Genomic DNA, 23464 nt, shown 5'->3' with positions numbered 1-23464 from the left:
CTCTGGAAACAGGGCGTTTTTTAATTTCTACATAAATCATCTAAATAGCTATTCATTCGAATTTGAAATAAAGTTCCTTTAAGTAAATCATCTATTTGACCGAGTTCAATTTTAGAAACAGCCATACTTACTTTCTCAGATGGAGTTTGTAATAAGATAGATTTACAATTATCTCCTTTTATACAAGTAGCACAATTTTTTTGATTCTTAGAATCCAATACTTTTTCAGAAAATTCTTCTATTTCATTTATAGTTAAATGAAAACCAGTATCACGAAATATTAATTGAATTAAATGAGTGTTAGCGTCTCTCCAGTGAAAGGAAATGCCAATTTGATTGTCGTATATTTTAATTATATTTTCCATAATATGTTTTTACGGAAACAAATATATAATTTATTTAGACTAATTCTAAATAAATTATTTTAAATCTTTTAGAAGTAACTGAATGGAAGTGTTTCCGTTCCATGTATTTTCATCTAGTGCATATACAATATCAAAATCATTTTGAACAGCAGGTAGCTTGTTGCCTAAATTAAACCCAATAGCATTATAAGTTCGCTTATCCGACCCGTAAATAATATTTAGTTTTAAATGTGTTTTATCTGCACCAACTTGTTTTCCATAACCATTATCTCTTACAGAAGTGGTTGAAAAAGCAGGTTTCATATTCTGAGGACCAAAAGGAGCCATTTGTTGTAGAATTCTATAAAACTTTGGCGTAATTTCAGATAAATCTAACTCCGCATCAATATTAATTTCAGGAATTAATAAATCCTTGTTTATAGTGGAAGCAACAACTTCTTCAAATTTATTTTTAAACCCCTCATATTGCTCTGGTAATAATGTTAAACCAGCTGCATATTTATGACCACCAAACTGCTCAATAAAATCAGTACATTGTTCTAGGGCGTTATACACATCAAAACCTTTTACTGAACGAGCAGAAGCAGCAAGTTTATCGCCACTTTTAGTAAAAACTAATGTAGGTCTGTAATACGTTTCAATTAATCTAGAAGCTACAATTCCGATAACGCCTTTATGCCAACTCTCATCAAAAACAACTGAGGTGAATTTTTCAGTTTCCTCGTTATTTTCAATTTGAAGTAATGCCTCTTGTGTAATTTTTTTATCGAGTTCCTTTCTGTCAGAGTTAAATTTTTCTATGGATGAAGCAAACTCAACAGCCGAATCAAAATCCATTTCAGTTAATAACTCAACAGCATAATTACCATGTTTCATTCTACCGGCAGCGTTTATCCGCGGAGCGATAATAAAAACAACATCAGTAATTGTTAATACTTTTTTATCTAGTTGATGAATTATTGCTTTAATACCATTTCTGGGTTGCGAGTTAATTATTTGCAATCCCCAATAAGCTAAAGTTCTGTTTTCGCCTGTCATTGGTACAATATCTGCAGCAATTGCGGTAGCTACTAAATCTAAATAACCTACTAAATCATCTATAGTCTGATTTCTTTTAGATGCTAGTGCCTGAATTAATTTAAAACCAACACCACAACCACACAATTCATCGTACGGATAATTACAATCTATCTGTTTCGGATTTAAAACGGCTACAGCTTTCGGAATTTCAGCACCAGGTTTGTGGTGATCACAAATAATAAAGTTAATATTTTTTTCTGAAGCATAAGCAACCTTATCAATTGCCTTAATTCCGCAATCTAAAGCTATAATTAAAGAAAATCCATTGTCTTGCGCAAAATCAATTCCCATATACGAAACACCGTAACCTTCGGCGTACCTATCAGGAATATATGTCGCTATGCTATTCGGATGAATTGTTTTTAAATAAGACGACATTAAAGAAACAGCGGTTGTTCCGTCAACATCATAATCACCAAAAACTAAAATATTTTCGTTGTTGGCAATTGCACTTTCAATTCGCTGAACAGCAATATCCATATCCTTCATTAAAAACGGATCATGTAGGTCTTCTAAAGACGGACGAAAAAACTGCTTTGCTTTATCAAAACTATCTATATTACGTTGTACAAGAATTTTAGCCAATGTTTTTTCAATAGCTAATTCTTTAGCTAATTGATTTACTTTTATAGAATCTGGTTCTTGCTTTAAAGTCCAACGCATGTAGTTAGTTTCTGTATATTTTATTTATTATGAAAATGATTGGTTGTCTTTACTTCAGCAAATTTTCTAAACATCTCCATAACACCACAATATTTATCTACTGATAATTGTACAGCCTTGTTAATTTTATCTTCATTTAGAGCTGTTCCATAAAAATGATAATCAACAAATACTTTATCGTAATACTTAGGATGTTCTTCTGTTAATTCACCCGTAATTTCTATTTTAAAATCATCAATAGAAACGCGCATTTTTTCTAATAAAGGAATAACATCTACTCCAGAGCAACCAGCTAAGGCAGATAACATCATGGCTTTCGGTCTTAAACCATTACCATTCCCTCCATTTTCTTCACCTACATCTATAAATGTTTTGTGACCGCTTGGGTTATCGGTTTCGAATTGCATATTTTCTTTCCAAACGGTTGTAACTGTATGTGATGCCATAATTTAATTATTTTTTTGTTTCTTGCGTAAGCGAATTTAATAAAGAGTCAACATAATTTGTTGAAACTTTACACAAACTTACTGTAAAAATTTATTAATAAAAATAGAATATATGCCATTAGTAACACCATTATCAGCAGAGCATGATAAAGAAACCAAAGAATTAGCAGAGTTTTTTAATGAAACACTTGGGTTCTGCCCAAATTCTGTTTTAACAATGCAGCGTCGTCCTGCCATTTCAAAAGCTTTTATAAATTTAAATAAAGCAGTGATGGCAAATGAAGGAAAGGTAACTTCTGCTTTAAAAAGAATGATTGCTTGGGTTTCGAGTAATGCTACTGGTTGTAGATATTGCCAAGCACATGCTATTAGAGCTGCTGAACGTTACGGTGCAGAACAAGAGCAGCTAGACAATATTTGGGAGTATAAGACACATGTTGCTTTTTCGGATGCTGAGCGTGCTGCGTTAGACTTTTCATTAGCAGCTTCTATGGTACCGAACATGGTTGATGATAAAATAAAGACTGAATTGTACAAGTATTGGGATGAAGGAGAAATTGTAGAGATGTTGGGGGTTATCTCTCTGTTTGGCTATTTAAATAGATGGAATGATTCTATGGGAACTTCTATTGAAGATGGAGCCGTAGAAAGTGGAGATCAATATTTAGGGAAGCATGGTTGGGAAAAAGGAAAACATGTTTAATAAAAAAATCATAATTAACAGTAAAATAAAAGCCTTCTCTTTGAGAAGGCTTTTTTATTTAAATAGATAATCCCCCAATTATCTATAAAAAAATAGATTCTAGCGTAAATTAAATAAAATTATGTTAAATTTAAGTTGTGAAAAACGCAAAAAAATAAATTTCTTATTGCAATTTTTAATTAATAAAAATAATTATGAAGTTAAAAGGAAGCGTACTTTTTAGCAAGATAAAGAAGAGTCTCCCTAAGAATGTTCTTTTTGTAGAGGAAATTTCTGATGTATTAGATATTAGTTCTGATGCCGCATATAGGAGAATAAAAGGGAAAACATTACTTACATTTGAAGAAGGAATCGAATTAGCTAAATTTTATAATATTTCACTTAACGAATTATATGAGTTGAAATCTGATAATTTTTTAATGGTTAGAAACAATTCTTATGAAAGTACTGTAAATAGCCTTGTTCAGTTTTATAAAGATTTTTCTTCTTATACTAAAACTTTTTTTAAATATAAAGACGTAACTGTTATATATTCAGCAAAAGATATTCCTCTTTATCATTTTAGCACAGATAGTTTGTATTGGAAATTTAGAATTTATGTGTTGTTTAATTTTTTATATAAAGATGATAAAGATCGAGTGAGTTTTAAAGACTTTAAACTTAAAACGTCGTTAGTAGAAGTTGTTGATGAATTTAAAAGTAATTTTAAAAAAACTAATATTATTGATCTTTGGGAGGATACAACAATTAACAGTTCTTTGTATCAAGTTTTTTATTTTTTTAAAACTAAATTAATTCAAAAAGAAGAGGCAATTCAATTGTGTGAAGATATTCTTAATGTGGTTAATGAAATTGAAAAATCTACAGCGAATAGTTATTTTAATACTGAAAATAAAGGAGGGTTTGAATTGTATTACAGTAAGCTTTTAAATTTAAATCACACTATTTTTTATAAAACAAAAGGAAGGAAAGCATTGTTAGTTCCATATGGTTCACTTTCCCATATGAAAATTGAAGATGAAACTGTTTGTAATGACGTAGATTTGTTTTTGAAAAGACAGCTTAAGTTTTCGGAAAAAATATCAGGAGATACAAATGAAGTAAATAGAAAACTTTTTTTCACAAGTATGTATGAGAAAATAAAAGAATTAAAAGTAGAGATAAAATCTAGAACAATGATGTCTTTTAAATAAAGGCCCCAAGATTTTTTAAATCGAGGGGCTTTTTGATGTTATTTTTTAAGTAAATCTCTAATCTCAGCTAATAATTCTTCTTGACTTGGTCCTTTTGGAGCTTCAGGAGCAGGTTCTTCTTTTTTCTTTAAAGCATTAACACCCTTTACAACCATAAACATTACAAAGGCAACGATAATGAAATCGATAATGTTAGTTAAAAATTCACCATATAAAATAGCTACTTCACCTGTTATCTTTCCAGCCTTATCAGCGATCCCCTGTTTTGCTATGTATTTTAAATCTTTGAAGTTTGCATTAAATAACAAACCTATTAAAGGTGATATAATTCCAGCTGTAAAAGAAGTTACTACTTGTTTAAAAGCAGCTCCCATAACGAAACCTACAGCAATGTCGACTAAATTACCTTTCATTGCAAACTCTTTAAATTCTTTAAGCATTCCCATGATTTTTGTTTTTAATAGTTAATTGAGTTGAAAATATATAAAAAAATTAGCGCTTTACCAATCTTTTTACGCGTTGTGATATTGCTGTAAGTATTTCATACGGAATTGTTTCGCATTTATGAGCAATGTAATCTATGTGTTGTTGGTGGTTAAAAACAATAACTTCATCTCCTTCTTTACAATCAATTTTTGTAACATCAACCATAATCATATCCATACAAACATTACCAATAATAGGAACAGCTTGTTTATTTATAACTACAAACCCTTGTTCGTTTCCTAGTTTTCGTGAAATTCCATCAGCATGACCAATAGGAATAGTGGCGCTACGAGTAACCTTATTTGCAACAAATTCTCTGTTGTAGCCAACGGTTTCACCGGGTTGAATTATATGTATTTGTGAAATAATAGATTTTAAAGTATGTGTGTTTTTTAATTGAGCTGTTTCTTCTGGATTATTTCCAAAACCATACAAGCCAATACCTATACGAACCATATCGAACTGAGCTTGCGGATAATTTATAACACCAGAAGTGTTTAAAATATGAAGCATTGGTTCGTAGCCTAAATATTCATAAAATTGTTTTACGATATAAGCAAAATTATTTATTTGCCCAATTGTAAATTCTTGTTCATTAGGATCTTCACTGGCAGCTAAATGAGAAAAAATAGATTCAACTTTTATGTTATTAGATTTTTTAACAGCAGTAATAATGTTAGGAACATCGGTATGCCAAAAACCTAATCTGTTTAAACCTGTATTAAATTTAATATGAACTGGGTAATTCATTAAAGGTTTTTCATCGGCTAACTGAATAAAAGCATCAAAAATTTTAAAATTATAGAGGTTCGGTTCTAACCTATGCTTTACAATTTCTTTTAAGTTTTGAATTTGAGGGTGTAAAACTAAAATAGGAGTTTTAATACCTGCTTCACGTAAAATTACGCCTTCATTTGAATAAGCTACCGCAAAATAATCAACTTTATCTTGAAGTAATTTAGCAATTTCTACAGATTCACTACCATAACCAAAAGCTTTAACAACCGCTAGTATCTTAGTGTTCGGATTTAGCTTTTGCTTAAAGTAAGTAAGGTTGTGTTCTACTGCTTTTGCATCAATTTCTAAAATAGTGACATGATTATTCATCAGGTAAATTTTCTTTTTGTTTGTTCTGTTCTTTCATTGCTTTATAATACGCAGCTCTACTTAAAGGCTCGTACTCTTGGGTTTCACCGAGTAAAACCAAATCCTCATTTAATGCTTTTCTATAGCTAAAATGTGCCAAGTTTCCAGTATGTGTACAAACAGCGTGCACTTTTGTTACGTATTCAGCAGTTGCCATTAATGCTGGCATAGGACCAAAAGGATTTCCTTTAAAATCCATGTCTAAGCCTGCTACAATAACACGAATACCTCTGTTTGCTAAGTCATTACAAACAGCAACAATACCTTCATCAAAAAATTGTGCTTCATCAATACCTATAACGTCAACATTGTTGGCTAGTAGGCGAATGTTTGAAGAAGAAGGAACTGGTGTTGATCTAATTCTATTTGCATTATGAGATACAACTTCATCATCATCATAACGAGTATCTACTGCTGGTTTAAAAATTTCAACGCGTTGTTTTGCAAATTGTGCACGTTTAAGTCTGCGAATTAACTCTTCGGTTTTACCCGAGAACATTGAGCCGCATATTACTTCGATCCAACCAAATTGTTCTGTGTGGTTTACTGTATTTTCAAGAAACATTTTGTAATTTTAAGCACTAGATTATTGATTTTTATATTACTTTCGAGTAAGCAACAAAATTATTAAAATTTAACAGAAAAAAATAAAATCAAAGAACAACTTATGCACAAAAAACTAGCATCAGATTTAACCAGTTTAGCACACAGTATTTTAAAAATGAAAAAGAAAGATGATGTGTTTGAGTTAAAGCAAAAAGCCTATGAAGTTTATGAGAAACTTTCAGTTTTAGCATATGTAGAAGAGTACATTAATAATACGCCAAATCCTTCGAAAACAAAAACAGCATTATTAGAAGATGTTTTGTTGGCAGAAGAAAATAGAATAGAGAAAGCTACGGTTGAGGTGGCTTTAGCAAAAGAAAACAAAGTTGTTCATTATTTAAAAGAAGAAGAGTTTGTAGAAGAAGAACTTGTGGACGAAAAGGTTGTAGAAGCTGAAGAAATTATAGCGATTAAAGAAATTGTAGAGGTAGAGGAAGTTGTAAGCGTACAAGACATTACGGAAAAAAAGGAAGAAGGAAGTATAGTAACAAAAAATGTAGATGAGATTTTAGAACAGCCTTTTGATGAACTTGAAGATATATTATTTAAAGAGGCTAGCAATGTAAAGAATGATGTAGGAGATGTAGGAGAGAGAAAAACACAAACCCTAGAAGAGGAATTACAGGATACGATTTCTGTAGATGTAATGGCGGATTTATTTAAGAAAGTAGATTCAAAATCATTAAATGATCGTTTACAGAATACTATACAAATTGGCTTAAATGATAGAATAGCTTTTGTTAAGCACTTGTTTGATAATAATCAGAATGATTTTAATAGAGTGATTTCTCAATTAAATACGTTTAAAACAGAAAAAGAAGCAAGAAGTTTTATTAATAAAATGGTAAAACCAGATTATGATTGGTCTGATACGGAAGCGTACGAAACTAGGTTGTTTGAAATTATAGAAAGAAGATTTACTTAAATGAATACTGACCTAATAGTTATACATACTCATTTTCATAAAAGAAGAACAGGAGTTACAAGGAGTATTGAAAATGTGATTCCAGACTTGAAGAAATTATGTAACACATATATTTATGGTTACGGTATAGAAGGTGATAAGTTAAAGAAATCAGGATTAAAAGAAATACTCTTTTCAAACAAGAAAGTCGTAGTTCATTGTCACCGAAACAATGAAATTATGAAAATATTGTGGTATCGTTTTTTAGGAGCAAAATTTAAGTTAGTGTCAACGAGACATGCAGAGAGTGATCCTTCAGGTTTAACAAGGTTTTTGTTGAGGTATTCAGATGAGGTTGTTACATTAACAAAGTCGATGCATGAAAAACTTGGTATTAAAAACACAAAAGTATCTCATGGGGTTAATACCGAAGTGTTTGCTCCATGTGAAGATGTTCAGTTAAAAGATGTATCACAAAAAAATATAATTCTTTGTGCAGGAAGAGTTCGAAAAGCAAAAGGGCAAAAGATTATGCTTGAGTCGCTATGCGAAGAGTTAAGGGTGTGTAAGAATTGGGCTATAGTTATTGTAGGTAAAGTAGATAAGCCTGTTTTTTTAGATGAATTAAAGGAAATTGTTAAAAAAAATAAAGTAGAAAGTCAGGTTTATTTTATTGATGAAACACTGAATATAATTTCTTATTATCAAGCAGCAAAAATTTCAATTGTACCTTCTTATACAGAAGGCTTTTCTTTAGTGTGTGCAGAAGCAATGTCTTGCGGTAACACGGTAATTGCAACAAAAAACGTAGGTGTTCATTCTGAAATGATATCTCATGGGAAAAACGGATACTTGTTTGAAGCAGGAAATACCGAAAATTTAAAAAGTTTGGTTTTAGGAATGATTAAAGAAGAATCACCCAAATTTGAAATAGAGGCAAGAGAAGAAATTATTCAAAATTGGAGTGTTAAAAAAGAAGCGAAGGAGTTATTGGCCGTTTATAGAGGGGGGTAATAAGGAAATGTTTTTGGTGTTTAGGGGAAGGTTAAGTTTTTTGTTCTATAAATAAAAAATGGGGGGACTTTTCATTTTTTGGATAAAACATATAATGTTGTGGTTTTATTTATAGTTAAAATTTATACTTTAAAAGTAAGTACAGGTTTCAAAACATTTTTTGATAAATCTAAAGAGACACTCCCATTAAAAAAACGAGATAAACCACTTCTACCGTGGGTTGCCAATGAAACAATATCAATATCGTTATCGTTAGAAAAATTTAATATTCCATTTTGTATTGATTTATCGTTGTATACTTTTATAGTGTAATTAGTTAAATTGTATTTTTCAACGAAAGCATTTATTTTGTTTTTAGAATCATTGGTGTTTTCAAATTTATCAGGTGTGTTTATTTTTAATAAGTAAATTTTACTTTTAAATTTAGATGCGAAATCTATAAATCCTTCAAGTGCTTTTGCTTCATCATTTTCAAAAGTAGACGCAAAAACTAGTTTTTTTAATTTAAAATTATCACTATCTCTTTTAGAAATAATTACAGGTATTTCAGAGTTTCTAACAATTTTTTCGGTGTTAGACCCAATTATAATTTCATCTAAAGCGGTTTGTCCTTTAGATCCCATAATAATTAAATCAGCACCAATTTTTTTAGAATAATCTCTGATGCCTTCGTAAGGATTTTGAAAGCGTATAGCGTGATATACGTTGTCTATTTTAGGAAAATAGGTATTTTTATATTCGATAATTTGGTCTTTAATTTTTCTAATATATAACATGCTTTCAGGTATGCTAATGTTTGCGCCAGATGCCATGTCAGAAAATCCACTAGGTAGTTCAATCATGTGAATTAGGTGTATTTCACTATCAGTTTTCCGCGCTATTTTAGAAGCAATCTTTGATGCGTATTTAGAATACTTTGAGAAGTCAATAGGGAGTAATATTTTTTTCATAATATTAAGATTTAAAGGTTAATACTTGCTTCAAGTTACGATTTTTTTTCTGAATTAGAAAACTGAAAGACACTTGTGTGTTAATGAATAACTTACTATATTTGCAGCAAATTTATTAATCAGAATAGATACAGGGGACGGAAGTCCCCTCTTTTTATACATTAGGATGAATCAAGAAACCGTAAAAGAATTATTAGAAGAAGCCTTACAAGAGAATCAATCATTGTATTTAATTGATTTGCAGTTTTTGGCTAATAGTAAGATAAAAGTAATTGTTGATGGTGATCAAGGGGTTCCGTTAAATGAATGTATTCGTATTAGTAGAAAAATAGAGAATAATTTAGATAGAGAAGAAGATGATTTTTCTTTAGAAGTAACGACACCAGATATTGCACATCCGCTTACGGTTAAGCGTCAGTATAAAAAGAATGTTAAAAGAATTCTAAAAGTTAAAACAGCGACTGAAGAATTTGAAGGGACATTAATCGAAGCTGCAGAGGAGAATATTACTCTGTATTGGAAAGCAAGAGAACCTAAGCCAATAGGTAAAGGAAAGCATACGGTAGAAAAAACAATAGTTTTACCATATGAAGATATTAAGGAAGCAAAAGTGAAGATCATATTTTAATAAGAGAATGAAATGGAAAATATTGCGTTAATTGAGTCATTTTCAGAGTTTAAAGATAATAAAAGTATAGATAGAGTAACTCTAATGGCTATATTAGAAGAAGTATTTCGTGCAGCATTAAAACGTAGGTTTGGATCTGATGAAAACTTTGATATAATTATTAACCCAGATAAGGGAGATTTAGAGATTTGGAGAAACCGTATTGTAGTTGCAGATGGTTTTTCTGAAGATGATAACGAAGAAATAGAACTTGCTGAAGCAAAAAGAATTGAGCCAGATTTTGAAATCGGTGAAGATGTATCAGAAGAAGTAAAGTTAATAGATTTAGGGAGACGTGCAATTTTAGCATTGCGCCAAAATTTAATAGCTAAGATTCATGAACATGATAGTACAAATATCTTTAAACAATTTAAAGAATTAGAAGGTAGTATTTATAGTGCAGAAGTACATCATATTCGTCATAATGCAGTAATTTTGTTAGATGATGAAGGAAATGAAATTGTTTTACCTAAAAGTGAGCAAATTCGTTCAGATTTTTTTAGAAAAGGAGATTCAGTTCGTGGGGTTATAAAATCAGTAGAATTAAGAGGTAATAAACCTGCTATTATTTTGTCAAGAACGTCACCAGATTTCTTAGTGAAATTATTCGAACAAGAAATTCCTGAAGTATTTGATGGCTTAATAACGATTGAGCGCGTTGCAAGAATACCAGGAGATAAGGCAAAAGTAGCGGTAGATTCTTATGATGATAGGATTGATCCAGTAGGAGCTTGTGTTGGTGTAAAAGGATCTCGTATTCACGGTATTGTTCGTGAATTAGGAAACGAAAATATTGATGTAATCAATTTTACAAAAAACGAACCGTTATTTGTAGCAAGAGCATTAAGTCCAGCAAAAGTTACTTCGGTAGATATTAAGCTTTACGATGAAGAAAAAAATGGAAAGAAAGGACGTGTAAGCGTTTTATTAAAACCAGAAGAGGTATCAAAGGCAATTGGACGTTCAGGAGTTAATATTAGATTAGCAAGTGAATTAACAGGATATGAAATTGATGTTCAACGTGAAGGTCTTGAAGAAGAGGATGTTGAGTTAACAGAGTTTTCTGATGAAATTGAAGCTTGGGTAATTGCTGAGTTCAAAAAAATAGGTTTAGAAACAGCAAAGAGTGTTCTTGAAAAAGATGTTTCGATGTTAGTGCAAAGAACCGATTTAGAAGAAGAGACAATTTTAGATGTTCAACGAGTTTTAAGAGAAGAATTCGAAGAGTAATAAAAGAATAAGGAAGTCAGTCTCCTGCAAAATTGATGATAATCAATACAAAATCTGATACACAAAGAAAAAAAACATAACTATACTAAACTATAAAGTGTGTTTTTTGAATATAAAGTATAAAATAATTTATGGCTGAAGGCAACAAATTAAGACTCAATAAAGTATTAAGAGAATTAAACATTTCTTTAGATAGAGCTGTAGAACACTTGGCTAAAAACGGTCATGAAATAGAAGCTCGTCCTACTACTAAAATTTCTGATAAAGAATATCAAATATTATTTGATGGGTTTCAAACAGATAAATCTAAGAAGATAGCCTCTAAGGAAGTAAGCGAAGAAAAGCGTAAGGAAAAAGAGACTAATCGTCAACGTGTTGAAGAAGAGCAGGAAAAGAAGAGATTAGAAGACGACGCTAAGAAGCAAGAAGTTTTAAAAGCTAAAGCTAAAAAGTTAGCCTTTAAAACTGTAGGTAAAATTGATGTGAAAACTGGTAAAGCAGTTGAAGAGAAAAAAGAGCCTGCGAAAGAACCTATAAAAGAAGAGGTAAAAGTGGTGGTAGAAGCCCCTAAAAAAGAAGTAACTGTTCAAGAAACCAAAAAAGTTGAAGAACCAACTGTTAAGGTAGAAAAGAAAGAGGTTAAGAAAGAACCTGTTAAAGTTGAAAAACCTACAATAGTGAAAACTGAAGCCCCTAAAAAGGTGGAGTTAAAAGAAACTAAAAAGGTTGTAGATACAAAAGTTGAGGAGGTAAAAGCTGAAAAACCAGTTGAAATTACTCCAGAAAATGCAGAGAAACTTAAAACTCAGTATAAAAAACTTGATGGTCCAAAAATTACAGGTCAAAAAATTGACTTAAAGCAATTTGAAAGACCTAAGAAGAAGAAACCTGACTCGAAGAATGACGCCGATAAAAAGAAGCGTAAAAGAATAAGTAAGCCAGGAACAGCTAAACCTGGATCTACTGCTAGACCACCGGCAAGAGGTGGAGCAAGAAGTGGTCCAAACAGAGGTGGCGGAGTAGGTCGTCCAGGAGGAAGAGGAAGACCAGGTCAAAGATCAGCAACACCTGTTAAAAAGGAGGAACCAACAGAAGCAGAAGTACAAAAACAAGTACGTGAAACTTTAGAGAGACTTCAAGGTAAATCTAAAAGAGGTAAAGGAGCAAAATATCGTAGAAATAAAAGAGATGCTCACAGAGAACATACAGAAGCTGAATTAGAAGCTCAAGCATTAGATAACAAAATCTTAAAAGTAACTGAGTTTGTTACTGTAAGTGAAGTTGCTACAATGATGGATGTTCCTGTAACAAATATTATTTCTTCATGTATGATGCTTGGAATGATGGTAACAATGAATCAGCGTTTAGATGCAGAAACATTAGTTATTGTTGCAGAAGAATTTAATCATAAAGTTGAATTCGTTGGAGCTGAAGTTGAAGAATCTATTGAAGAAGTAGTTGATAAACCAGAAGATTTAATAACACGTGCACCAATTATTACGGTAATGGGTCACGTAGATCATGGTAAAACATCATTATTAGATTATATTAGAAAAGCAAATGTAATTGATGGAGAAAGCGGAGGAATTACACAACATATTGGTGCATATTCTGTAAACGTTGGAGATCAACAAATAGCATTTTTAGATACACCAGGTCACGAAGCCTTTACAGCAATGCGTGCACGTGGAGCTCAAGTAACAGATTTAGTAATTATTGTAGCAGCAGCAGATGATGATGTAATGCCACAAACAAAAGAGGCTATTTCTCATGCTCAGGCAGCAGGAGTACCAATTATTTTTGCTATCAACAAGATTGATAAACCAAATGCAAATCCAGATAATGTAAAAACGCAATTATCTCAGATGAATTTGTTAATTGAAGAATGGGGTGGAAACATTCAATCTCAAGATATCTCAGCAAAAATAGGAACAGGAGTTCCTGAATTATTAGAAAAAGTTTTATTAGAAGCTGAAATTTTAGAATTAAAAGCAAATCCTAATAAAAATGCTACTGGTGCAGTTGTTGAAGCATCATTAGATAAAGGTAGAGGATATGTATCTACAATCTTGGTTCAAGCAGGAACTTTAAAAATTGGAGATTACTTGTTAGCAGGTAAGCACAGTGGTAAGGTAAGAGCAATGTTTGATGATCAAGGAAATAATTTAAAAGAAGCTGGACCATCAACGCCAGTATCAATCTTAGGATTAGATGGAGCGCCACAAGCAGGTGATAAGTTTAATGTATTTGAAGATGAGCGTGAAGCGAAACAAATTGCAGCTAAACGTTCTCAATTACAACGTGAGCAATCTGTAAGAACTCAAAAAACATTAACATTAGCAGAAATTGGACGTCGTATTGCGTTAGGAGATTTCAAAGAACTAAACATTATCTTAAAAGGAGATGTAGATGGTTCTGTAGAAGCCTTAACAGATTCATTCCAGAAATTATCTACTGAAGAAATTCAAGTAAATATTTTACATAAAGGAGTTGGAGCAATTACAGAATCTGATGTGTTATTAGCAACTGCTTCTGATGCCATTATTGTTGGGTTTAACGTACGACCGCAAGGTAATGCTCGTGTAGTAGCAGATAGAGAAGAAGTTGATATTAGAACTTACTCAATTATCTACGACGCTATTAACGACCTTAAAGATGCAATGGAAGGGATGTTGTCTCCAGACATGAAAGAAGAAATTCTTGGTAATGTTGAAATTAGAGAAGTTTATAAAATCTCTAAAGTTGGTAACATTGCAGGATGTATGGTAATGAGTGGTAAGATTACAAGAGATTCTAAAATCCGTATTATTAGAGATGGAATAGTTGTTCATGATGGCGTATTAACTGCATTAAAACGTTTCAAAGATGATGTTAAAGAAGTAACAAAAGGATATGATTGTGGTGTTCAAATAAAAGGATACAATGATATTGCCGAAGGAGATGTAATTGAAGCTTATACTGAAATAGCAGTTAAGAAAAAGCTTAAATAAAGAGTAAAAACTATATAATTCATAAAAAGACACCTTATTTAAGGTGTCTTTTTTTATGGATTTTAATGTTATTTAAAGAGTATAATTTATATCCACGAAAAATATATATGTTTTTTAAATTATGTTGTATTTAAAGTCTCTTATTTTTATAGAATGTTTTGTTAAGTATAATAAGAATGCTAGTCTAATTCACAAATTAAACAACGGTAAGTTTACTAATTATTTAAAGGTAGTAGAAGAGTAGCGTCCATATTGTAAGTGATGTATTCTAAGTTTTGGGGTGTAAAATTACCTAAACATCTATAAGTAATAAAATTTATTATTGAACTTAATATTTTTAGTCATAAAAAGCCAATTTTAATTCAACTTTTTTTATTTAATTTAGTTTATAAATTTGAGATTTTTTACCATCTTTATTTATAAAATATAGTCCTTTATTTAGCCCTTTTATTAATAAAAATTCTTCTTCTTTATTGTTAATTATTGTTTTATTAACCAAATTACCATTGGTGTCATTTATGATTAGAGTAATGGGGTTTCTAGAAGATGAATAGCTAACACTTGCATGTGCTTTGTTGTTGGTTTCATTAGATTCGTCAGTGTTATTGTAATAATCAACATCAGTATGAATGTAATTAAAGGAAGGTAAACTATAACCAAGATAATTATCCCAAATATACAATTCTACACAATACTCTTTTGTTTCATTAGGGGCTATGGTAACTGTTCCCGCAGATGGAGCTGGAAGGTTCGCAATTATACTTGAAGCTAAAAGACTTACTCCATTTGATAAAACAAAGGAAACATTGTTTAAATTACCAGTATTATTACCTATATTTTTAACTGTAACGCAGAATTTATGGTTTTGATTACTTCTTAGATTTAAATAACTAGATGTATTTGTACTTGTCGTAACACCTCCTGCGTTTATAGAAATAGCAGTAACTTTAAAATCTGGTTTACCTTGTGGTATGGGACATCCATTATTAGATGATGGGCCTGCTTGATTGGGGCAATTATCGCAAACATTCCCTATAGAGTCGTTATCCGAATTTAATTGATTTGAATTGGATGTGCTTGGGCAATTGTCTTGGTCATCAGATACTCCATCATTATCTCTATCACAAACTACAGTATTTAGTAAAGTAAATCTATTATCAAAATAAGAATCTCTATCTCTAAAACTAGAGTTTTTCTTTATAATATAATAATAGCGAAATTCACCATCTTCATCCAATTTATAAAGTTTATTGACTTGTAAAGGACTTTTGGATTCTGACAATACATTAAAACGTCCTCTTCTTCCACTATTAATTACATTACCAGAACATAATAATGCTTGAGCTTCTGTCAAACTCTGACCTAAATTCCTTGTTTCATAACCTGTTTCTAGTAATTGACTATTAACACTAAGTGAATAAAAAACAATAAAGAATAGTAATATTTTTTTCATAATTTAATTTTAAAGATTACTATAACAATTTAGTATAAATGATATGAGATGAAGTAATTTAAAAGTAATGAAAATGTAAAAGTAAAGAGCACAAAAAAACCGAGCATATAGCTCGGTTTTTATATAAAGTTTTATTTAATTATAAACCTGCAGTTTTCCATGACCAAGTTGAAACATCAACTTTAGTACCTGTCTTATAATCTGCAGTATTTGAAGCATCAGCTCCGTCTATTTGAACATTAACTAATGGGCCATCATCTTTCATGTCGATATTTTTACTATATCCTTCTAACCATATGTTCGTAATAGTAGCACCAGATTGTTTCTTAAATTGTAATCCAGTACCTCCTACGGTAGAAATAGCTGTTAAGTTTTCAAATTTTGGATTACCGTTTGCTTTATCTCCTTCGAAAGCAGTAGAAAACCCATCTTTAGTATGAGAAATGTACGTGTTTTTTATTGTACCATTCCAACCTTCAGTCCAATCCACTGAATCATCTTCGTTGTTTTCTAAGTATAAGTTCATCGCAGAAACAGTTCCACCGAAAAACTCAACTCCGTCATCTGCACCATCAATAACGGCAATATTTTCAACTGTTGTTCCAGAACCTACAGAGTAAAAAGAAACTCCGTTATATTGAGATTCAGTATTAATTTGAGCACCAGTTCCTTTAATAACTAAATACTTAATAGTACCAGAGTTGTCATCATCTTTAGTACCACCATATTTAAATCCACCAACTTCAGCAGTTACGTCAACTCCTGCAGAAGTAGTTGCTTTACCACAAATAGTTAAACCTCCCCAGTCACCAGCTTTAGCATTAGCAGAGCTCATTACTACAGGAGCATCAGCAGTACCATTAATGTTAATTTTACCACCTTGTAAAACAGCTATATATACGTCAGTCCCTTTTGCATCAACAATAATTTTAGTTCCAGCTTCTATATTTAAAGTAGCTCCGTTTTGAACGATATATGATCCAGTTAAATTATAGATGTTATTTGCAGTTAATGTTACATTTCCAGTTACGTTCCCTTCTAAAGGTGTAATGTTTATTACTTCACCGTTGATAAAAGACCAAGAAGATATATCAACTTTAGTACCAGACATGTATTGTTTACTAGCTTCTCCTACAGCACCATCAATGATTACGTTAGCTAAAGGACCTGCATCTTTCATATCGATATTCTTGTCATACCCTTCTATGAATAAATTTGTAATAGTCGCACCAGATTGCTTTTTAAATTGTAATGCAGTACCACCAACAATTGACTTAGCAGTTAAATTAATTAATTTTGGGTTACCATTTAATTTATCTCCTTCTACAACAGTAGAAAAACCAGCTTTAGTATTAATAACATAAGAGTTTTCAACTGTTCCATTCCATCCTTCTGTCCAATCGATAGCATCATCTTCTAAGTTTTCTAAGTAGATGTTTTTAGCAGATACTGTACCTCCAAAAAATTCTAATCCGTCGTCAGCACCATCAAAAACAGCAATGTTTTCAACAATAGTTCCAGATCCTACAGCGTAGAATGAAACTCCGTTGTATTGAGATTCAGTATTGATTTGAGCACCAGTACCTTTAATTACTAAGTTCTTAATAACACCTGAGTTATCGGTATCATCAGTACCTCCATAGATAAATCCACCAACTTCAGCAGTAACATTAGTACCTGCAGTTGTAGTTGCTTTACCACAAATAGTTAATCCACCCCAATCTCCAGGTTCACCTTCGCTAGAACTCATAACAACTGGGTTTGTATTGGTACCATTAATATTAATTTTACCACCTTGTAAAACCGCGATATAAACATCAGTACCTTTTGCATCAGCAACGATACTTGTACCAGCAGGAATTGTTAAAGTAGCTCCTTCTTTAATTATAAAAGAACTAGTTAATGAGTAAGATTTATTTGATAAAGTGAAATTCTCAGTAAGTTCACCACTCATAATACCATTTTGTAATTTTTCTACCACATTTGAAACATCAGGAGGCAAAATACTTGGGTCATCACTACTACAACCTGTAAAAGTTAAAGCTGCAACAGATAAAGCTGCTATACTTAATAATTTAAATGATTTTTTCATCTTTGAATTCTTTATTTATTTTTTGTTTAACAAATTAACGATCCTTATTTCTCTTTTCTTTTAATTAAAGATTAACTGATCGTTACTTAAAATGACTAATGTTAATTTAAAGTTTTGTGTGTTTTAAAAGGTGTAGTTTAAGCTTAATGTAACCTGTCTTCCTTTTTTATAAGATGATACTGTTTCGTTAGTTTGAATTAAAGTATTTAAATCACGAACCAATTGTGTTTGATTTATAGCAGGGTTTAATAAGTTTTTTCCAACAAGTTTAACGGTAAAGCCTTTAAATAATTGTTTACTTGCTACAAAATCAAGTGTTATAAATCCTTTTTCAATAATTTCATCATTATAAAGAGTTGTACTGTTTGTAAAATCTTCTGGAGACCCTAAAGCATAAATTTTATCTGAAGCGTAATTACCAGTTAAGGTTGCAGAAAATTCATGCTCTTTATTATTAGCATAACTTAAAGAACCATTAGCTATAAAATCAGAAGCTCCTTGTAATTCAGATTCTTTTTTTCCTTTGTATTGATACTTGGCATCTAAATCTTGATTAAACCACATTTTTGTTAAGTTGGCAGTAGCGCTTAACATAGTTTGATCATCTTCATTTTTTAATAAGTTTAATCTGCTTTCAAGTTCAAAACCTAAAATATCAGCTTGCTCACCGGTATTGAAAAATTTAAAGTAACCTGATGAACCTTGATCTTGAGTTAAATTTATAGGATTGTTAATTTGTTTGTAAAAAGCAGTTGCAGAGAATAGCTCGTTTCTGCTAGGAAAAAATTCCCATTTTAAATCAATATTATAAATATCTGATTTTTCTAAATCTTCATTACCTCCAATAACACGACCCGTTGGTGAAACATATTCGAAAGGTGATAATTCTTTAAATTCAGGTAATGTTTGTGTTACACTTGAAGCAAAACGAATAAAATTATTCTCGTTAAGTTCATATTTCAAGTTAACACTAGGGTATAAACTTTCGTATACTTTATTAGTAGCTCCATATCTACCAGGGCGATTTGCTACATTCCATGACATATCTATTTCATCTCTTTCAAAACGTAAACCAATATTACCAGATAGTTTGTTGTCAAATTTAAAGTCGAAATTAGTATATGCAGCTAATACCGATAATTCTCCTTGGTATAAATCAGCTTGTGGGTTTCTTAGCGTTAAACCACCATTTGTACCTTGTTGTAAAGTTTGTGATATTTCATCAATAGAAGGTGCTGTAAAACCTTTTGCACGAAACCCAATGAATAATGAACTGAAAGTTCTTTCTTTTTTACGATAATTTAAACCGTAATTTAATTTATAAGGTTTTACCTCATAATCATCGACTGAAGACCCTAAAGCCCATTGGTTTTCTATAAAAGCATTGTATTCAATATCTTCTATTTTTTGAGAAGATTTTCTTTGCTGAAAGTCACCAACATGTGAAAACTGGATTAATGGACTTGAATTAATATTTAAAATATTTACCTCATTTCTAATACGATTAGGTTCCTCTGCTAAAACAAAATTGTAAGCAGCTGCCCAATTTAATTTGTTGTTTTCTTTCCAGTTATGCTCTCCCATTAACTGATTTACAACCATTGTTGTTTGTCTAAAGTTTTGGTCTCTAACAAAAGCTCCTGTTTCTTGTGGATCTTGATCAAATACATACCCTTCACCATTTCTACCTTGTTCATATAAACCATCTTCACCTGTGTTAACAAATAAAGTATTGTACTTTAATTTATTGTTTTGATTTAATTTCAGATCAATTCTAATGTAACCAGTACTGTTTGTTCTTGTTATGAAGTTTTCAACATCAGAAAATGAATTATTTAAGACATTTGATCTGTATGCTTTAAAGAAACCGTTTCTATATTCTGATGATTTAGAGTGAGAAATTGACGTTAAAATTTTCCAATCTTTGTTAAGGAAATTAAATTTTTTAGCTCCTGATAATGATATTCCATAGTTTATAGGCCTATCTGCATTTTTAGTATCCCATCCTTGTAGCGTCATTAAATTTTGAAGAGCATATTTTTTTTTATGAAACCCAAAAGTTACATCATTACTTACTATTGATTGTTTAAAATTATCGACTTTTAGAGCATTTGTATTTGCTCCTCCATTAATACTTATAGAAACCAGATCTTTTGTGTATTCTTTTGAAGCAATATCAACATTACCAGATCCTTGATCGACATAACTTGAAGTTGAATATGTTTTGCTGATACCTACGTTTTGAATAATATTGGTATTGAACAAACTTAAATTAACGTTCTTATTACTTACATCATCAGAAGGAATAGGTAAGCCATTCATTGTTGTAGATAAATATCGATCACCTAAACCACGAATATAAATATCGCCAGAACCTTCACTTTTAGCGACTCCAGATATTTTTGTAGTTGCAGAACCTGCATCACTAACACCTTTTTTAGAAAGTTCTTGAGCTCCTATACTTTCAACAATTACAGATGCTTTTTTTTGTTGTAATAATAATGCAGATTCTTTTTCTCTACTAACAGTTACTTTAATTTCAATTTCATCTAGTGAAACACCTTCGTTAGCACCTAGCTCTTGATTGATAATTAAAGGTTGATTTAATTTAACATCAATTTGTTTTTCTATAGTTTGATATCCTATAAAGCTAAAAACAATAGTTTGTTTGCCTATAGGTACGTTGATAGTGTATTTACCATCCATATCTGTCGTTCCTCCAATTGACGTTCCTTTTATAAAAACATTAGCAAAAGGTAATGCTTCTCCATTCATCTCTTTATCTGTAAGTGTACCTGATACAGTTCCTTTGTTTTGCGAAAAAGCAAAATGACAAAGACTTAAAAGAGTAATAATTATTAATTTTTTCATTCTAGATAACTTGATTTCTTAATTACACTGCAAATCTGATGCTAGATTGTAAATCTAATGTTACATGTAAATTATGGTTGTTTTATTAGAATGTTTCTAGAATGTTAATTGATGTACGTAATGTTATGAGAGTATTAATTTTGCATTACGCAAAAAAGGAGCGTCTATTTAGACGCTCCTTTTGAAATTATTTATGTTAAAAAAAAATTAAAAACTTGTAAATTTAATTCCTAAAACAAAGGTTCTAGGATTAGCAGGGCCGTAAATAAAATTACTGTCACGCTCTTTACCAATATCAAATTTAGTTTGATAATTGTCAAAAACATTTTTAACGCCAGCAGAAAGTTCAATATTAGTATGTAAGTTTTCTACTTCGAAAGTATAAGTACTATTAATTCCGAAGTTAAAAAAAGAAGGAGATTTGAAATACTCATCTTTAAGTAAGTTTTTATTAGAAGCTAAGTGTAATACATCCATTTTACCAGTATACACTAAATTTAAAGCAGTTTTAAATTTTTGATTTGGTGTATAGGTAGCTGTAGCATATCCATAGGTACTAGGAGTACGTAAGAATTCTTTTTTAGGGTCAAGTGCATCAGAATTGTTCACAGCGGTATTAAATTTACTTGATTGATGCGTTAAACCTGCATCTAATTGAATAATACCGTCATAATTTAAGCGAGTTTCTAGCGTAATTCCTTTTACAATAGCTCCGTCACCATTTCTTTTTTCAAAAACTTCACCAAACTGATCTTCACCTATTGATTCTAAATAAAAAGCATCTTTTAGATTAGTGTGAAAGCTCTCAATTGTAAATCCATAAATGTAATGTTCTGTAGGCATGTCATAGTTAAATGAAACTGTATAGCTGTTAGAACGTTCTCTTTTTAAATCATCAGCTAGTTGAACTCTAGAAACTCCACCACCAGCAAAAGCAATATGTAAATCAGCATCAAAGGCTTGAGGAGCTCTAAAACCAGTACCCCAAGTTGCTCTTAATTGTGCTTTTTCAAAGGGTTTAAATAAAAGTGAAGCACGTGGACTTGCAACATTGTTGGTAATTAATTTTCGAGTTCCATCTTTTTTTAAGGCATCTAACTTGTGGTGGTCATAACGAACACCAGCAAGTAAATTCCATTTTTCATTAATTTCCCAATCACTTTGAAAAAAGAATCCATAGTTTTTTGTTGTTTGATCTACGAAATACTCATATGCTTTAATTTCATCATAAACATCATCTTGAACAAATTCTCCACCAAGAGTTAATACATTATTTCCTTTAAAGAAATTATTTAGCTTATGGTTAAACTGAAGTCCACCTTGAAAAGTGGTCGTTTCAGAATTTCCATAAGGTGGTTTTGCTAAATGCGCTGTGTCTTCAGGACTTCCTATATCAGGCCTAATTCCTGTATAGTGTTCTCTTCCTGTGTATTGTGATGATAAATAAGTGATTAATGAACTTTTATCTTCATTAAAGTTAATTTGATAATCAATATTACCAACATACACATCGTGCGTACGTTCTTCAGATTGTAAAGCGAAGTGTGGAGCGTTTTTAATCATTTCTCCACCATAACGATATTCATTCATTTTACTAAAATTAATTTCTAGCTTTTGATTTTCAGTAGGCAAGAAAAACATATTTGTTCCAAAAGAATTGTTCTTTAATTTTGGAAGTTCAGAAAAATTGTCTCCGTTATGATCATAAATAGTACGAGCTCTATTGTTAATAAAAAATGAAATTCCAGCATTTTTTTCTTCGTTAACAACGGTTGCGTTACCTGCAATAATTTGATCGGCAGCTCCTTTAAGGTTTTGGTAGGTGTACCCAATACTATAGTTGCTTTTTTTAGGGATATTGGTAATTACATTAACAGTACCACCAATAGCGCTAGAACCATAAAGAGCAGATCCACCACCACGAACAACTTCAATACGGTCTATCATATTCGTAGGTATTTGTTCTAAACCATATAGGCCTGTTAATGGGCTAAAAATAGGGCGACCATTAATTAATATTTGAGAATAACCACCAGCTAAGCCATTCATACGTAATTGTGTGTAATTACAGGTTTGACAATCGGTTTCTACACGTAAACCTGTTTGAAATTTTAAACCTTCTGATAAATTACAAGCTTGCACGTTAGCCAAAGTTTGACTGTTAATTACATTTACAATTACGGGGTTTTGGGTTCTGCGTCTATCAGTTCTTGTTCCTGTTACGGTAATCTGATCAAGAAGCTCTGCGTGTTCTGTTAAAGAGAAAATAAGTATGTTTTCTTCAGATTCAGAAATTTTTATGTGTTTTTTTTCTGAAATATAACCAGTAAAAGAAGCAGTGATAGTTGCTTTTTTCAGTTTAAGACCTTCAATTATGAATTTTCCGTTTTCATTAGCTGTAGTTCCTTTTTTACTATTTTTAATGCTAATGTTTGCAAAAGGTAGTACTTCTCCTTTCGAATCGGTTATTTTTCCTGTAATAGTTTGACTATGTAATGTTGTCGATATACATAAAATTGCTATCGCAATAAATACTCTCATCTTATTTTATTTTTTCGCAAATATAAAATAATATTTAGACAAGGCTAAAAATATGTTTATGTAA

Annotated in this window: 18 protein-coding genes; 7 read left to right on the top strand and 11 right to left on the bottom strand. The window is 31.1% G+C overall.

What is annotated here, in order from left to right; translation table 11 throughout:
- Nucleotides 1–20: 20 nt before the first annotated feature.
- Genes CXF68_RS02705 through CXF68_RS02695 form a run of 3 tightly spaced genes read right to left on the bottom strand, consistent with a single transcriptional unit; the run spans nucleotide 21 to nucleotide 2554 of the window.
- Complete coding sequence (locus CXF68_RS02705) at nucleotides 21–365, bottom strand: hypothetical protein (protein WP_028889971.1); 345 nt, start codon at nucleotides 363–365, stop codon at nucleotides 21–23.
- A 54-nt stretch (nucleotides 366–419) separates the two neighbouring features.
- On the bottom strand, nucleotides 420–2108 hold the full coding sequence (recJ, locus tag CXF68_RS02700; protein WP_101042813.1) for a single-stranded-DNA-specific exonuclease RecJ: 1689 nt from the start codon (nucleotides 2106–2108) through the stop codon (nucleotides 420–422).
- Between the two features lie 20 nt (nucleotides 2109–2128).
- Nucleotides 2129–2554, bottom strand: a complete 426-nt coding sequence (locus tag CXF68_RS02695) for an OsmC family protein (RefSeq protein ID WP_101042812.1) — start codon at nucleotides 2552–2554, stop codon at nucleotides 2129–2131.
- A 112-nt stretch (nucleotides 2555–2666) separates the two neighbouring features.
- On the opposite strand from CXF68_RS02695, the gene CXF68_RS02690 reads away from it, so the two are divergent.
- Together CXF68_RS02690 and CXF68_RS02685 are read left to right on the top strand one after the other, a co-directional pair.
- Entirely contained in the window at nucleotides 2667–3257 is a 591-nt protein-coding gene (locus CXF68_RS02690; protein WP_101042811.1) for a carboxymuconolactone decarboxylase family protein, read from the top strand.
- Nucleotides 3258–3451: 194 nt separating this feature from the next.
- A complete protein-coding gene (locus CXF68_RS02685) occupies nucleotides 3452–4450 on the top strand; it encodes a hypothetical protein (protein ID WP_101042810.1) in 999 nt (332 codons plus the stop codon).
- Nucleotides 4451–4488: 38 nt separating this feature from the next.
- Here CXF68_RS02685 and mscL read toward each other — a convergent pair whose 3' ends face one another.
- Genes mscL through CXF68_RS02670 form a run of 3 tightly spaced genes read right to left on the bottom strand, consistent with a single transcriptional unit; the run spans nucleotide 4489 to nucleotide 6647 of the window.
- Nucleotides 4489–4890 (bottom strand): large-conductance mechanosensitive channel protein MscL, encoded by a 402-nt coding sequence (gene mscL / locus CXF68_RS02680; protein WP_101047306.1) that lies wholly within the window; start codon nucleotides 4888–4890, stop codon nucleotides 4489–4491.
- Nucleotides 4891–4942: 52 nt separating this feature from the next.
- The gene (gene alr, locus CXF68_RS02675; RefSeq protein WP_101042809.1) at nucleotides 4943–6043 is read right to left on the bottom strand and encodes an alanine racemase; all 1101 of its coding nucleotides are present in this window, start codon (nucleotides 6041–6043) and stop codon (nucleotides 4943–4945) included.
- The gene (locus tag CXF68_RS02670) at nucleotides 6036–6647 is read right to left on the bottom strand and encodes a thymidine kinase (protein ID WP_101042808.1); all 612 of its coding nucleotides are present in this window, start codon (nucleotides 6645–6647) and stop codon (nucleotides 6036–6038) included. Before CXF68_RS02670 ends, alr begins: the two co-directional genes overlap by 8 nt.
- 102 nt (nucleotides 6648–6749) lie before the next feature.
- Between CXF68_RS02670 and CXF68_RS02665 the strand changes: the two genes are divergently transcribed.
- Nucleotides 6750–7613: a hypothetical protein gene (locus tag CXF68_RS02665; protein WP_101042807.1), complete on the top strand. Its 864-nt coding sequence runs from the start codon at nucleotides 6750–6752 to the stop codon at nucleotides 7611–7613.
- Nucleotides 7614–8606, top strand: a complete 993-nt coding sequence (locus CXF68_RS02660; protein WP_101042806.1) for a glycosyltransferase family 4 protein — start codon at nucleotides 7614–7616, stop codon at nucleotides 8604–8606.
- A gap of 122 nt (nucleotides 8607–8728) precedes the next feature.
- On the opposite strand, the gene CXF68_RS02655 is transcribed toward CXF68_RS02660, so the two are convergent.
- Nucleotides 8729–9556 (bottom strand): universal stress protein, encoded by an 828-nt coding sequence (locus CXF68_RS02655; RefSeq protein WP_101042805.1) that lies wholly within the window; start codon nucleotides 9554–9556, stop codon nucleotides 8729–8731.
- Nucleotides 9557–9722: 166 nt separating this feature from the next.
- Here CXF68_RS02655 and rimP point away from each other — a divergent pair, with 166 nt between their 5' ends.
- The 3 genes from rimP to infB all read left to right on the top strand — a co-directional run bounded on the left by rimP (nucleotide 9723) and on the right by infB (nucleotide 14443).
- Nucleotides 9723–10184 (top strand): ribosome assembly cofactor RimP, encoded by a 462-nt coding sequence (gene rimP / locus CXF68_RS02650; protein ID WP_101042804.1) that lies wholly within the window; start codon nucleotides 9723–9725, stop codon nucleotides 10182–10184.
- Nucleotides 10185–10196: 12 nt separating this feature from the next.
- The gene (gene nusA, locus CXF68_RS02645; RefSeq protein WP_101042803.1) at nucleotides 10197–11453 is read left to right on the top strand and encodes a transcription termination factor NusA; all 1257 of its coding nucleotides are present in this window, start codon (nucleotides 10197–10199) and stop codon (nucleotides 11451–11453) included.
- Nucleotides 11454–11584: 131 nt separating this feature from the next.
- Nucleotides 11585–14443 (top strand): translation initiation factor IF-2, encoded by a 2859-nt coding sequence (gene infB, locus CXF68_RS02640; RefSeq protein ID WP_101042802.1) that lies wholly within the window; start codon nucleotides 11585–11587, stop codon nucleotides 14441–14443.
- Between the two features lie 376 nt (nucleotides 14444–14819).
- On the opposite strand, the gene CXF68_RS02635 is transcribed toward infB, so the two are convergent.
- The 4 genes from CXF68_RS02635 to CXF68_RS02620 form a co-directional block, all read right to left on the bottom strand.
- Nucleotides 14820–15896: a thrombospondin type 3 repeat-containing protein gene (locus CXF68_RS02635; RefSeq protein WP_101042801.1), complete on the bottom strand. Its 1077-nt coding sequence runs from the start codon at nucleotides 15894–15896 to the stop codon at nucleotides 14820–14822.
- 139 nt (nucleotides 15897–16035) lie between these two features.
- Nucleotides 16036–17988, bottom strand: a complete 1953-nt coding sequence (locus tag CXF68_RS02630) for a hypothetical protein (protein WP_101042800.1) — start codon at nucleotides 17986–17988, stop codon at nucleotides 16036–16038.
- A 123-nt stretch (nucleotides 17989–18111) separates the two neighbouring features.
- A complete protein-coding gene (locus tag CXF68_RS02625) occupies nucleotides 18112–20859 on the bottom strand; it encodes a TonB-dependent receptor (RefSeq protein ID WP_101042799.1) in 2748 nt (915 codons plus the stop codon).
- Nucleotides 20860–21066: 207 nt separating this feature from the next.
- Complete coding sequence (locus tag CXF68_RS02620; RefSeq protein WP_101042798.1) at nucleotides 21067–23400, bottom strand: TonB-dependent receptor; 2334 nt, start codon at nucleotides 23398–23400, stop codon at nucleotides 21067–21069.
- Nucleotides 23401–23464: the final 64 nt, after the last annotated feature.

The organism is Tenacibaculum sp. Bg11-29, assembly GCF_002836595.1.
In the GTDB taxonomy this organism is placed as follows: Bacteria; Bacteroidota; Bacteroidia; order Flavobacteriales; family Flavobacteriaceae; genus Polaribacter.
This window is presented reverse-complemented; position numbering and strand designations above follow the sequence as displayed.

Bases quoted from the DNA above. Each gene is read 5' to 3' on its own strand.
- CXF68_RS02660 (WP_101042806.1), top strand. From the start codon at position 7,614: ATGAATACTGACCTAATAGTTATACATACTCATTTTCATAAAAGAAGA.
- alr (WP_101042809.1), bottom strand. From the start codon at position 6,043: ATGAATAATCATGTCACTATTTTAGAAATTGATGCAAAAGCAGTAGAA.
- CXF68_RS02665 (WP_101042807.1), top strand. From the start codon at position 6,750: ATGCACAAAAAACTAGCATCAGATTTAACCAGTTTAGCACACAGTATT.
- CXF68_RS02705 (WP_028889971.1), bottom strand. From the start codon at position 365: ATGGAAAATATAATTAAAATATACGACAATCAAATTGGCATTTCCTTT.
- CXF68_RS02625 (WP_101042799.1), bottom strand. From the start codon at position 20,859: ATGAAAAAATTAATAATTATTACTCTTTTAAGTCTTTGTCATTTTGCT.
- mscL (WP_101047306.1), bottom strand. From the start codon at position 4,890: ATGCTTAAAGAATTTAAAGAGTTTGCAATGAAAGGTAATTTAGTCGAC.
- CXF68_RS02630 (WP_101042800.1), bottom strand. From the start codon at position 17,988: ATGAAAAAATCATTTAAATTATTAAGTATAGCAGCTTTATCTGTTGCA.
- nusA (WP_101042803.1), top strand. From the start codon at position 10,197: ATGGAAAATATTGCGTTAATTGAGTCATTTTCAGAGTTTAAAGATAAT.
- CXF68_RS02635 (WP_101042801.1), bottom strand. From the start codon at position 15,896: ATGAAAAAAATATTACTATTCTTTATTGTTTTTTATTCACTTAGTGTT.
- rimP (WP_101042804.1), top strand. From the start codon at position 9,723: ATGAATCAAGAAACCGTAAAAGAATTATTAGAAGAAGCCTTACAAGAG.
- CXF68_RS02670 (WP_101042808.1), bottom strand. From the start codon at position 6,647: ATGTTTCTTGAAAATACAGTAAACCACACAGAACAATTTGGTTGGATC.
- recJ (WP_101042813.1), bottom strand. From the start codon at position 2,108: ATGCGTTGGACTTTAAAGCAAGAACCAGATTCTATAAAAGTAAATCAA.
- CXF68_RS02695 (WP_101042812.1), bottom strand. From the start codon at position 2,554: ATGGCATCACATACAGTTACAACCGTTTGGAAAGAAAATATGCAATTC.
- CXF68_RS02655 (WP_101042805.1), bottom strand. From the start codon at position 9,556: ATGAAAAAAATATTACTCCCTATTGACTTCTCAAAGTATTCTAAATAC.
- CXF68_RS02690 (WP_101042811.1), top strand. From the start codon at position 2,667: ATGCCATTAGTAACACCATTATCAGCAGAGCATGATAAAGAAACCAAA.
- infB (WP_101042802.1), top strand. From the start codon at position 11,585: ATGGCTGAAGGCAACAAATTAAGACTCAATAAAGTATTAAGAGAATTA.
- CXF68_RS02620 (WP_101042798.1), bottom strand. From the start codon at position 23,400: ATGAGAGTATTTATTGCGATAGCAATTTTATGTATATCGACAACATTA.
- CXF68_RS02685 (WP_101042810.1), top strand. From the start codon at position 3,452: ATGAAGTTAAAAGGAAGCGTACTTTTTAGCAAGATAAAGAAGAGTCTC.